This is a genomic window from Vibrio sp. V19_P1S1T109 (assembly GCF_002241375.1).
Lineage (GTDB): Bacteria > Pseudomonadota > Gammaproteobacteria > Enterobacterales > Vibrionaceae > Vibrio > Vibrio anguillarum.
The window spans coordinates 1-11,297 of record NZ_NDIM01000277.1 but is presented as its reverse complement, the minus strand read 5'-3'; the positions used below and the strand labels follow the sequence as shown (position 1 = coordinate 11,297).

10 protein-coding genes are annotated in these 11,297 nt (G+C 42.6%); 4 read left to right on the top strand and 6 right to left on the bottom strand.

Annotation, left to right across the window (positions count from 1 at the left end):
- Positions 1-210: 210 nt before the first annotated feature.
- Together B9J87_RS13595 and B9J87_RS13590 are read right to left on the bottom strand one after the other, a co-directional pair.
- A complete protein-coding gene (locus tag B9J87_RS13595; RefSeq protein ID WP_013867964.1) occupies positions 211-1,515 on the bottom strand; it encodes an inosine/guanosine kinase in 1,305 nt (434 codons plus the stop codon).
- A gap of 113 nt (positions 1,516-1,628) precedes the next feature.
- Complete coding sequence (locus B9J87_RS13590; RefSeq protein ID WP_026028212.1) at positions 1,629-2,105, bottom strand: CreA family protein; 477 nt, start codon at positions 2,103-2,105, stop codon at positions 1,629-1,631.
- Positions 2,106-2,293: 188 nt separating this feature from the next.
- Between B9J87_RS13590 and B9J87_RS13585 the strand changes: the two genes are divergently transcribed.
- The 3 genes from B9J87_RS13585 (at position 2,294) to B9J87_RS13575 (ending at position 5,497) form a co-directional block, all read left to right on the top strand.
- Positions 2,294-2,803: a hypothetical protein gene (locus B9J87_RS13585; RefSeq protein WP_013867962.1), complete on the top strand. Its 510-nt coding sequence runs from the start codon at positions 2,294-2,296 to the stop codon at positions 2,801-2,803.
- Positions 2,804-2,873: 70 nt separating this feature from the next.
- Positions 2,874-4,664, top strand: coding sequence for an HD domain-containing phosphohydrolase (locus B9J87_RS13580; protein ID WP_094151199.1), 1,791 nt, complete (start codon positions 2,874-2,876; stop codon positions 4,662-4,664).
- A 140-nt stretch (positions 4,665-4,804) separates the two neighbouring features.
- A complete protein-coding gene (locus tag B9J87_RS13575; protein WP_026029073.1) occupies positions 4,805-5,497 on the top strand; it encodes an HAD family hydrolase in 693 nt (230 codons plus the stop codon).
- Here the strand turns inward: B9J87_RS13575 and B9J87_RS17990 are convergent.
- Positions 5,454-5,666 carry a hypothetical protein gene (locus B9J87_RS17990; protein WP_010318303.1) on the bottom strand — a complete coding sequence of 71 codons (213 nt, stop codon included), beginning with the start codon at positions 5,664-5,666 and terminating at the stop codon, positions 5,454-5,456. The two genes, B9J87_RS13575 and B9J87_RS17990, sit on opposite strands and share 44 nt — an antisense overlap.
- A 114-nt stretch (positions 5,667-5,780) precedes the next feature.
- The gene (locus B9J87_RS13565) at positions 5,781-6,449 is read right to left on the bottom strand and encodes a DUF2238 domain-containing protein (protein ID WP_094151196.1); all 669 of its coding nucleotides are present in this window, start codon (positions 6,447-6,449) and stop codon (positions 5,781-5,783) included.
- 267 nt (positions 6,450-6,716) lie between these two features.
- Between B9J87_RS13565 and B9J87_RS13560 the strand changes: the two genes are divergently transcribed.
- Complete coding sequence (locus B9J87_RS13560) at positions 6,717-7,379, top strand: DNA-J related domain-containing protein (protein ID WP_013867958.1); 663 nt, start codon at positions 6,717-6,719, stop codon at positions 7,377-7,379.
- 166 nt (positions 7,380-7,545) lie between these two features.
- Here the strand turns inward: B9J87_RS13560 and B9J87_RS13555 are convergent, their stop codons facing one another.
- Together B9J87_RS13555 and B9J87_RS13550 are read right to left on the bottom strand one after the other, a co-directional pair.
- The gene (locus B9J87_RS13555) at positions 7,546-9,201 is read right to left on the bottom strand and encodes an ABC-ATPase domain-containing protein (RefSeq protein ID WP_094124662.1); all 1,656 of its coding nucleotides are present in this window, start codon (positions 9,199-9,201) and stop codon (positions 7,546-7,548) included.
- An 87-nt stretch (positions 9,202-9,288) separates the two neighbouring features.
- On the bottom strand, positions 9,289-11,199 hold the full coding sequence (locus tag B9J87_RS13550) for a sensor domain-containing phosphodiesterase (RefSeq protein ID WP_094151194.1): 1,911 nt from the start codon (positions 11,197-11,199) through the stop codon (positions 9,289-9,291).
- Positions 11,200-11,297: the final 98 nt, after the last annotated feature.

The following is an 11,297-nucleotide window of genomic DNA, read 5'->3' as shown; positions in this document are numbered from 1 at the left end:
GTACTATAACGCTTGTACTAAGATGTCTCAATTATAAAACTATTGATTCATCAATTAGGCACAAGTTATCAGTTTATTTCACGGAAGTTGTTATTTCTGAAACGAAATGGTGAGACTTAAATAACGTAGGATCGCATCGTGCGGTTTATTCGTTGTGGAAAGAATAAAAGCGACAAATTGTCGCTTTTATTCATGTAGAAGTCATACGATTTAACGATCCCAATACGCTTCTTCTAGGCTATCTTCACGTTCTGGTAATGCTCGCGATAAACGAGGAGAGTGCTGTGTGAGTACTTCGTAGCTGACACGGTTTGCATATTTGCAGATCTGAGATAACGAAGAGTAAGTGAGGTACGGCACATCATGTTTGGCAGAGTTTGGAACATTGCGTTGATGATAACTATTCGCGGCCATATCGTGCAATAAAGCCGATAGCGCTCCGTCTCCCGCTCCGTTAGTGTTTTTGATTTCCAATGGGCCACCCAAGTAAGGGCCAATGTGTGAATACACTTTTATTGGGTTGAGGCAGTCTTGTTTTCGCATCGCACGGCTAAATTCGTACTTGTTAAATTCAGCAATATTACCCGGTAGGAGAGGTAATTCAGTTTCGCGCTTTGCGCTTTCATCGGTGTAGCTAGCCATATAAAGACCCACGGGCCCCGCGGTGCAGAGGATTAAATCTACCCATTCGAGTGCTTTGTTAGCCGCAAGCAGTGGATCTTTCTCACCAGTTAACGCTTCACCTTCTTCTTCATTCATGGCGACGACTGTGATGTTTTCTTTGATGTAGTCTTGCCACCACTTCGCATTACCTTCAATTACATACTTAGTGCCTAGGGTTAACACCACTGGAATGTGCTTGGATTTAGCGATCTCAATAGCGCGTTTGACCGCAAGTGGCATTGGATCTTCCGGTTTTCCACGCATTAAGTAAGAAGAAACAACTAAAGCGGAAGCTTTTTCAAAAACCTCTTCAGGAACACTATCAGGGCGAAGTTTATTCATATGCCCTTCATTAATGGCGAAGGTGCGCTCTCCATCATCAGAAATTAGGGTGTAGCAACGCCCGATAGGACCATCGACAGTTTGAAGATGGTTTAGGTTCATGCGCGATGAGGTTCTACACAAATAACGATAGCTGTATGAGCCGACTTCAATATTTTTGGACATCACGCCGAGCAAAACGGATTTGCTATCGGCCAACACAGAGTAGTTGTGCAGTGTGTTGCCAATCGTATCTCCCGGGTATTGGTGAGTAATTAAACCTCGTTCGACTAGCTCTTCATAGAGCGCATCGGCTTTGCTCTCTTCGAGCACCAGTGAGTGACCTTTACTCAATTGATGTTTCTCTAAGAACTCATTGTCTACACGGGCTTCAATATCAACAATGGTTTGCCCAACACCGACCACTGTTGGGCGGTGGAGCATAGCCGTTTGTTGAATTTGATTGACGAGAGGGTCACGAGCATGAGTCGGAAAATAGTGCTTAGATTTACGCTGTCCAGGAAACTTCATGTTGAAAAATGAGAATTGAAAATTTCCCGTATCATATCACGGATGTGAAAGGTTCCTTTCATTTTTATTACATAAAAAAGTGAGCTAAATCTAGATCGCCGAGGCGTTAGTGGCTATTTAGTGAGCGTTATGTCCGTACTATAAGCCTTAGTCCCCCAAAGCGGTACGGTCGATAGGCTGTGCTTGAAGCTACCATCTGTTTCTTTGGTAGTATAAGACAAGTAGATCAGGGTTTGATTTTCTGCATCGTAGATACGTCTGACTTTCATTGACTTGAAGAAAATGCTTTTTGACTTCTTAAACACGATTTCGCCTGATTTGCTCTTATCAATTTTTGCAATCATCTCTGGCGTAATGTCACCAGTCTGACGACACGAGATTGAGCTATCACTTGGATCAGAAAGACTCAAATTAGCCTCAATTGAAGCAATATGGCACGTAACACCAGTCACAATATCATCACTTAGATTTTCGATTTTTACGTCTTTAAGCGTGAAAAATCCGAGCGATACATCGCCAACTTCATTGCTATCGCAGCCAACTAAACCAAAGCTAAGTATGAATGCGGTGGTGATGAGTTTCTTGTTCATGTCTATAATCCATTTATCCATCTTTCTGCACATGATAGCAGCATCAAAGGAGAATGATATAGGCTGTTATGTTGATGTTTTGGCCAGCATATCTGCAGTTTAGATGAGGATAATGTGAGTAATGGCTTGTCGCATATCGATCTGGTCAGTATCCTGCTTGCAACAATTAGAAGAAGAAGTAAATAACAATGATTAACCAACCTGACGTTGCCGCCATTAAAAACCAATGGCTATTTGACCAAGTGAATGTCGAATTTCCAACAGAGGAGAGCTTACAAGGTCGAGATCTCTACCAAAAAGCGGTTGTTCAACGCAGTTCTCGCCCTTTTATTGAGCTCACTGAGGAGCCTAACCTATCGTTGCTCGAAGAGGTTTATTTGGTTGATTTTCATCGGATGACAATATGGTTTGCTCTGTTGCAAGCAAGCTTATGGAGCGATAAAAACGATCAATCAAAAGTTATCGAATTCTTTACCCAAATCATTTATTCAGCACCTTGCGAGCTTTACTTAGGTTTTCAAAACGGGGAGCCTGTGGCTGCTGGTATCGTCACCTCCACTTCACATGAGATACTCATCTCCGACATCGTTACTCTGGATAAAAATGCATTTGGAGGTGAAGATGTATTCACGCGGTTGTTGCTCGCAAAATGGCGTGCTAATCATGAGTGCAATGGTAATGTTTTTATAGAACAGTAGCTTGTCCTGATGAAATTGGTACTATAGCGCCTGGTTTGGTATTAATTTTAGCCTGCACGGAGAGCTATGTATGAATAAACAGCAAATAACATATTGGCTTAGTTGGACTGCTATGGTCTGTTATGCGCTGTTTTTGTCGTTTCCTGCTAAGTCAACTCGCTGGGAGCCTAAAAATATTCTTGTGCTGCATTCATACGAATCATCTTATCAATGGACATATGAATTTCAAAAGGGCATTGATGCTGTAGTTAAGAGCAGCAAAACACCGATTAAGCTCTCCATTGAATACCTTGATACAAAAAGAATTTATAGCCAAGAGTATCTTGAGGAGGCCAAAAAATACCTCCACGTTAAATATCGTGATTATCCATTCGATGCGGTTATTATTACCGATGACAATGCGTTAAAGTTCACTAAAGGGCTCTCAAGCCTATTTAAACCAGATACGCCTATGGTTGCGGTTGGCATCAACGACAAAAGTGCCACACTCGATGACATGACTAAGTACAATAAAATTATTTATGAATCTGAAGCTATCATAGAAAACTTCCATTTAATCAAATCATTACGGCCAAAACTCAAGAAAATCTATTATTTATCAGATCAAAGTCATACTTCGCAATTGATCCGAAAAAAAGTCGATGAAGTGCTGGCTACGGATCTTTTAAAAGGTATCGAGTTTATCGATATTAACTCCATCACTTTGGCTGAAGCAGAAAAGGTGCTATTCCAGATTTTCCCTGATGATGCGGTACTGCTATCGCACTTTAATACAGAGACAAATCAAGGTGTTTACCATACTTATCAAGAGATTTCCTACCGCCTAGCACAAGCTAGCGCTGCCCCCATTTTTGTACTGTGGGAGTTTTATATTCGTGATGGTATCGTTGGAGGGTATGTTAATCGTTCTGAGCAACTGGGAAAAGATATCTTGATGGCGTTAAACCAATTTGTATCATTAGATTTGGCCTCCACAGTTGACATGCAAATCAGCAGTACAAGAGCGGTTTTTGATTACCAAGCCATGCAGCGACATCAGATTGACATGAAAGCCTTGCCACAGGATGTGTTGGTTCTTAATCGTCCTCTCTCTTATTTTGAACAGCATTGGAAAGTGTTACTCGCGGCTAGCTTTATTATTCTCTGTTTGCTGGTTGTGATTGTTATGCAAGGGGTGACCCTCAGACAAAAAAGAGAGCTTGGTGTCAAAAACCGTAAAATAGTGGTATTGCAAGAGCGTACATTAGCCGTACAGCGGGAAATGATTCATTTACTTGGAGAAGCAATAGAAACGCGCTCTGGTGAAACGGGTAATCATGTTAAGCGGGTAGCAAGGCTCTCTGCGCTGCTGGCTCGTTTGTGCGGGTTAACGCAGCGCGAGGTAGAAATGATCGAGATCATCAGCCCAATGCACGATGTGGGAAAAATTGCGATTCCAGAGTCGATTTTGGATAAGCCTAGAAAATTAACACCAGATGAGTGGGAAATCATGCAGACTCACACTACCGCTGGTTATAACATCCTCAATACAAGCGAAGGTGATATAACTAAATTAGCTGCGATTGTCGCGCATGAACACCATGAGCGTTGGGATGGTAAAGGTTATCCTAATCAGAAAAAAGGCACAGACATTCATATATTTGCTCGCATTACTGCGATAGCGGATGTGTTCGATGCTTTGCTAAGTGAGCGTTGTTATAAAGAAGCGTGGCCGCTTGAGAATGTAGTAAGTTTATTTGAACGTGAATGCGGTTTTCAGTTTGACCCTACTTTAGTCAATTTGTTGCTTAATCATTTGGATGATTTTATCCAAATCCGTAATTTGTATCCCGATACGACAAGCTATTACCGAGCCGGCTAAATACGCCCCATTGAGTATCAAAGAGTGATGTGGCTATAAGTTATGCATATCAACTCTTATCTTCGTTTCATTCTGTTAACTCAATCATTTTATACATTCACCCAGCGGTTAAAATTAAGTATTGGATGAAGGAAGTGTTTATGACTGAGAAAAAAATAAAATGTATTATTTTCGACTGTGAAGGTACTTTAGTTGATAGTGAGCGTTTGTGCTGCGAAGCGCTAGTCAATGTATTGAACCAACTAGGAGCCCACCTTACTTTTGCGCAAGTGAGTAACCATTTTGAAGGTGGGAAGATTGCGGACATACTGTTTCAGGCGCTTGAACATACGAATATTAACGCCGATCTTGATCTTTTAGAGAACCTTTATCGGGAAAAAGTTAATGAGCTCTTCCAGCAATATCTTTCACCCATGGATGGTGCGATAGAACTACTTGAGTATTTACGCCAGCAGGGTATTGAATACTGTGTCACCTCTAATGCACCTAAAGAAAAAATATCATCAATATTACAACGGAGCGGTTTGCTCCCTTTGTTTGAAGGACGCATTTTTTCAGCCTTTGATGCGAATAGCTGGAAGCCTGAACCTGATTTGATTCGTTATTGTGCGATGAATATGGGATTTCTTTTGCAAGAATGTATTTATGTGGATGATTCAGCAAAAGGGGTTGAAGCGGGTATCAATGCAGAGGTACCAACCGTTCAGCTAGCACCTCTTAACCCACAGGGTTTTTCTCAAGCGCCTAATGTCGTTGTTATCGACACATTACTCGAGCTTAAACCATGGCTCAATGCACATTGTTGGCCAAGCAATGAATGTGTTTATGACTGATTAGCGCTGTGTGTACACCAATCATTTGCTGGACGCTTTGTAAGTGGTCGGTTTTAAAACCACATTGTGCGCAGATAAACTTTTCATTGTTTGTGGAAATAAAGTATTCGTCATGTTGACAAAGTGGACAGCAGTCTATTTTTTCAAGTGTTTTATTTATATTTTTCATAATCAATTCTCAGCAGCAAAAAGGGAGAGTCATGTTCTCCGTACTCACAGAATAAACACTAATCAAAACTTGCTCTCGGTAATATTTACCTTAGTTCCAAAAATTAGAGGCATTTCATACTTCACTGTAAGGAATGTTTGATTTTGGCCTAAACCATAATAGGCAAAGAGCCGTCATTGCCCCAAGGGTGTCGCATAACATGTCTTTTTGTGCATCCCAAATGTCGCCTTGTGAACCCAGAAAAGCGATTCCCTCATCACCACCCGCGATTGAGGCATACCACCATTCAATAATTTCGTAACCTGCTGCGATACTCATGATAGAGAAAAGCCCGAACAATGAGGCAATTAGCGGTTTAGAGAGCTGCTTTCTAATTAAATATTCAGCGATAGGGTAGGCATAAAAGCCAATTGAGAAATGAGCGACGCGATCAAAATTATTACGAGATGATCCGATCAGTTCGTTGAACCAAGCAAACGGAACATCTGCAAATGTATATTTAGCCCCAATGGTATGCAAACTAAGCCACACAAACATCAGAATATAAGCCGTTGAGCTAAAGCGTAGTTTTGTTGAAGCCCAATAGACGAGTGCTAAGATCCCTAGCGCAGGGATGATTTCTGCTAACCAGACAGCACGAGAAACCGGCGCGATCGCTGAAAATAGAAAGAGTACACCGTAGATCGCCGTCAAAAATAAAAGCGTGCGTGAGAAGTTGAGAGACATGTTTTTTCCTATCACAAAATACCGATGGATAGTGCCACTATTTTGCACGATGTTCAATTTTGTTGAATTCTGTATCTTATAGACGTAGAAATTTGTGTTTGAGATGTGTGTATCTACCTTCGTTTTGTGATTGATTTTCGCATCGTCTTAGCAAAGAGATCAGCAAGGTGGAGAAGATCATGCAACAACTCGATCTTTCTCTTTTTATGTATTGATAGATAGTGCGTGTGATAAACGGACTCTAGTTCAAAAAGCCAAGATAATATGCGGTAAGAAACTCGACAAAAAAGCGATATTGGATTTGAATGAAGAGAGAACCTTAATATGAACGTCGAGACTATGTCCCAAAGTAGGCCCGAAAGTATGTCTGAAAGCTTAGAACTTACCGCTCAGTTTCAATCTTACATGGAAAATCCGCTGCTTTGGCCAATGTTGGAGGTGTTGCGTAAACAGCCTTCCGGTTGGAAAGTCCATACGTTAGCGGCACATTTAAGTGAACAGGGATTCATGCCTGTACTTGATAGCGCACCTGAAAAAGACCTCTTTAAGCGTAATTTTTTGATCATGAACGCGCTCTATCAGCTTCAAGAGACGCTTTACCCTGAAAAGTGGTTACAAGTATCAGCAATGGACATTGTACTAATGCCTGCGCATCGTGCCGTTAGTTGCGAAATCGACCCAGATGATCCATTGCGTGATTATTACACTCAGTGGAAAAATTATGAGGCTGATGAAGGAGAAGTGCGCCGCTTGTTGAACGAATTTTGGACTCGTTACCGTAAAGCAATGGGTGGAACGAGTAACCTTAATATGAATCGTCTTCAAGCATTGAGGCTGTTTAAATTACCAGTGGAAGCGACGCAAATTGAAATCCGGAAAACATGGCGCAAGTTGGCACTAAAGTGGCATCCAGATAGAGACAATGGCAATGCTGAAACGTTTCGAGTGTTGTGTGAAGCATGGAATATTTTGCGGCAAAATAGTTAAAGCCCAAACCTTAAACTCTAGACAAGATGTTCGCCGAATAAGGTCAACTGGCACTGTAAGGCATACCTAAGCTAACTACCTGTAATGTACTGAAGCAATAAGGTACTGAAGTAAAAAAGAAGCGATCTCTCGCTTCTTTTTGCTTTTGTTGTAGGGGAGTTAATCTTTACTGGTGGTTTTTAAATTGCGACTTGCGCATACGGTTCAACGCCGCCATCACATCGATGACACGTGGTTTCGCCAAATCACCGTGGTTTGGCATATTTTGGTGCCATGTTCCTGCTAATAAAGCCATCATCTCTTTGCTTGGTTGCGCTGACCACCCCGGAGTCTGCGCAAACTGGAACCAAGTCCAGCCAATCGCATTGACTTCAGAAGGTGACTCCAATTGTTCTAACGCATTTAAATCCGTAAATTCTTTGCCAAAGCGAAGCGAATCAACGCCTTTGGCAGAGACTCGGAATTTACCATCAACCAGTAATTTTTGCAGCGCAGTGCGATTCACAGCGCGTCCTGGGAAAATAGCCAGTGGCGTTTCACACTCGTTGTGACGAGCAGTTGGATGCTGTTTGATGACTTCTTTAGCTTTGTTAGTCACATCAACGGCGTGGTAGTCATGCATCTGGATGACAGTATCGGCGACATCTAAGTAATCACCGGATCCCCCCATAACGATCAGTGTCGAGATATCCAAATCATCGCGAAGTTGCCCGATACGATCAACCAATGGTGTAATGGGCTCATCACCTTTACTAACCAGCGCTTGCATACGCTCATCACGGATCATGAAGTTGGTGGCGGAAGTATCTTCATCAATCAGTAATGTACTAGCGCCAGATTCAATGGATTCTTGTAACCACGCTGCTTGCGATGTTGAACCGGACGCATCTTGAGTGCTGAAATCGGAGGTTTCTTTACCCATAGGTAGGTGATTGATGTAGTTGGACAAATTTAAATTATGTACGCAACGGCCATCTTCAGCGCGAATTTTCATGGCTTGATGATCCGTAACAATTCGCTCACGGCCATCGCCGGGAATATGGTTGTAAATTGAACGCTCAATCGCCGTTAACAAAGTCGATTTACCGTGAAAACCACCGCCGACGATAAGGGTTATACCTTTGGGGATACCGAGTCCTTTAATTTTGCCTTGGTTTGGTGTCTCAAGCTCGACTTCTAGCGATGTGGGGGCTTGGAAAGTAACGGCGTCTTTCATCGGCAGATCACAGTTACCTGCCAAGCGAGGTAATACGCTGCCATTGGCCACAAAAGCAACCAGATTGTGCTGTGCCAGTTGTGCACGCATTGCTTCTTGATCTTCGATCACAGCGCAATGCTCAAGTAGGGCATCTTTATCCAGTTCACGTTCAATGGTGGCCCGGCGAATGAATTTTGGCAGGTAGAAGGTGATGATGTTGAGCGCTTTCTTGGCCAGAATGTCACGACCTTCAGCGGGTAAATTGATGCGAAAACGAAGCTCAATACCATGCTCCGTAAAGAGAACAGCTGTACTATCAAGCACCGTTTGGCCCGTCAATGCGATGGCAATATGGTTCTCTTGCTTAGCAAACTCCGCAAAACTACGAGCGATAAAATCTCTTGCAGCCATTTGATAAGCAGGTGATTTCTCTTTTAACCATTCCAGACCGGTCAGAGACCATGCTCGAGTAGCGCGAAAGCGAGATGCAGAAGCGTAAGGGTCCGCTTGGATATGATCGATATGCAAGGTGAAATCACCAAATTCGTATTGACCTTTGATCTGCTGATAGGCGCGGTAGTTCTGTTTTTCTAGCTTTTTGAGAATTGATGTTAATAAATCCATCTCGATATCGCTCGTTTGGAAAGGAAAGGCGGCGATTATAGGAACCGCCACACTGAGAGTAAAGACATGATAAGGGATTCCTTTATCCTACAAAACCTTTGTCTCGACAGGGTATGCATAATTTTGGTTCAGCAGCCCAGCCTCAAACTCGTCACAAGGCATCGGTTTACCATAGAAATAGCCTTGGCCAAACTCACACCCTTCACTGATGATAAAGTCTTCTTGGCTTTGATTTTCAATCCCTTCGAGGATCACTTTCAGCTTTAATTTTTTGGCAACGTGAATGATTGAGCGAACAATTTCTTTATCTTCCTCACTTTGATCCAATTGATGTACAAAGCTTTTATCTATTTTTATGCAATCGAAGGGAAATTTTTTCAAATAGCTGAAAGAGGCGTAGCCCGTGCCGAAATCATCAAGTGACAACGTCACACCTAGTTGGTGTAGAATTCGCAGTGTGTTGCGAGCCACCACTTCATCCGCAATCAAACAGCTTTCTGTTACTTCCAACTCTAAGTACCGAGCTGGAAGTTGGTAGGTGTTCAGTAGCTCACGAACTTGGTCTGCGAATTGGGCATTCTTCAATTGGACGGCTGAAACGTTAATGGCCATTTTGAAATTATCGACCTGTTTTGCCCATTGGCTCGTTTTTTCGATGGCCGATCGCAGGACAAAGTTACCCACTTCAAAAATCAGTCCATTTTGTTCGGCCATGTGAATTAAGGTTTCATTGGATATATCGCCCAATACGGGATGGCGCCAACGTAGTAGCGCTTCTGCCCCCGTCCAGCGATGAGTGGTTGGAGAGACCTTAGGTTGAAAATAGAGCATGAGCTCATCGTTGCGCACTGCTCGTAATAAGTAGCTTTCTAATTGGTTGATTTGCCGGAGTGAGTCACTGAACACTTGCGAGTGATAGCAAAACTTATGACCGGAATCTTTGCAAGAGACCATGGCAGCAGAAGCTTGTTTGAGCAGTTCTATAGCATTGTCAGTGTCTAAACTCGTTGCAATACCAATATAGGAATGAAGATGAACATTATGGTCATCGAGCTTAAATTCAGAATGACCGATTTCGACCAATTTATGGCACAACTTTTCCAGGTGACGCGCTAATAGTTTTGTTTTGACGATCAAGACTAAATCTGTCGACGTGGGTCGAGCGGTCAATATTTCAATTTTATCGCAGCGGCCTAATCGCTCACGATATCGAGCGATGACTTGATCCCATGCTCGGTAGCCAAAGTGAGATTGAATATGACGAGCATTAGTGAAACCAATATGAATGGCGGCAACTTCGGTGTGCTGTTTTGTTGCTTGTAAAAGGCTATTTTTGAGTTCCAGTTCAAGTGCGTTGCGATTTAAAAAACCTGTGCTGATGTCATGCCACTTTTGATATTGAATCTGTTGTTCTGCGGCGCGGCGTTTATCGATCTCTTGCGTGAGCGAGTAGTTGAGATCAGCAAGATCTTGTGTTCGGTTATCGACGCGAAGCTGAAGCTCATCATTGAGCTGCTGAAGTCTTACTTGTTGGTATAAGGTGGTGAGCTGGGATTCAATGGTATCGCGAAAACTTTCCAGTAACTGCCGATAGGTGGGGCTAAAATGGTTCTCCTTGCTATCGAGTACGCAAATGGTGCCAAACATATCACCATTCGGCCACTTTAATGGGATGCCACAATAGGCAATCATGCCCAGTGGTACATCTGGATTATGCATCCATTTTTTATCGGCTAAAGCATTCGGGACCAATAGTTCCTGCTGTGTTTGCATCACAGTTTCACAGTACAGACCTTGTCCTAAGGGTTCTTTATGTCCGGTTTGATAGGGGTTGTCGACGTTGGTATTTTTACAGAATATTTCGAGTTTTTGCTGGCTAGCACGCATGATTAATGCGCTCGGAACGTTTAAAATTTCAGCGAGTAAATTCACAATGCGCTGCCATCCATCCATCATTGAAGAGGGGATGAGCATCTCATGTGTCTTTATTTTCGACATATTATCAAATTCCTTTGGACGACAAAGCTTAAAAAAGCCGAGCATTCATTGCTCTAGACTGACGATGACAAGATCCGCTCCTATGACCATAGTATGGT

What these genes read in the sequence shown, in the direction of transcription:
- B9J87_RS13560 (WP_013867958.1), top strand. Translation starts at nt 6,717, where the DNA reads ATGAACGTCGAGACTATGTCCCAAAGTAGGCCCGAAAGTATGTCTGAA.
- B9J87_RS13550 (WP_094151194.1), bottom strand. Translation starts at nt 11,199, where the DNA reads ATGTCGAAAATAAAGACACATGAGATGCTCATCCCCTCTTCAATGATG.
- B9J87_RS17990 (WP_010318303.1), bottom strand. Translation starts at nt 5,666, where the DNA reads ATGAAAAATATAAATAAAACACTTGAAAAAATAGACTGCTGTCCACTT.
- B9J87_RS13580 (WP_094151199.1), top strand. Translation starts at nt 2,874, where the DNA reads ATGAATAAACAGCAAATAACATATTGGCTTAGTTGGACTGCTATGGTC.
- B9J87_RS13575 (WP_026029073.1), top strand. Translation starts at nt 4,805, where the DNA reads ATGACTGAGAAAAAAATAAAATGTATTATTTTCGACTGTGAAGGTACT.
- B9J87_RS13585 (WP_013867962.1), top strand. Translation starts at nt 2,294, where the DNA reads ATGATTAACCAACCTGACGTTGCCGCCATTAAAAACCAATGGCTATTT.
- B9J87_RS13590 (WP_026028212.1), bottom strand. Translation starts at nt 2,105, where the DNA reads ATGAACAAGAAACTCATCACCACCGCATTCATACTTAGCTTTGGTTTA.
- B9J87_RS13555 (WP_094124662.1), bottom strand. Translation starts at nt 9,201, where the DNA reads ATGGATTTATTAACATCAATTCTCAAAAAGCTAGAAAAACAGAACTAC.
- B9J87_RS13595 (WP_013867964.1), bottom strand. Translation starts at nt 1,515, where the DNA reads ATGAAGTTTCCTGGACAGCGTAAATCTAAGCACTATTTTCCGACTCAT.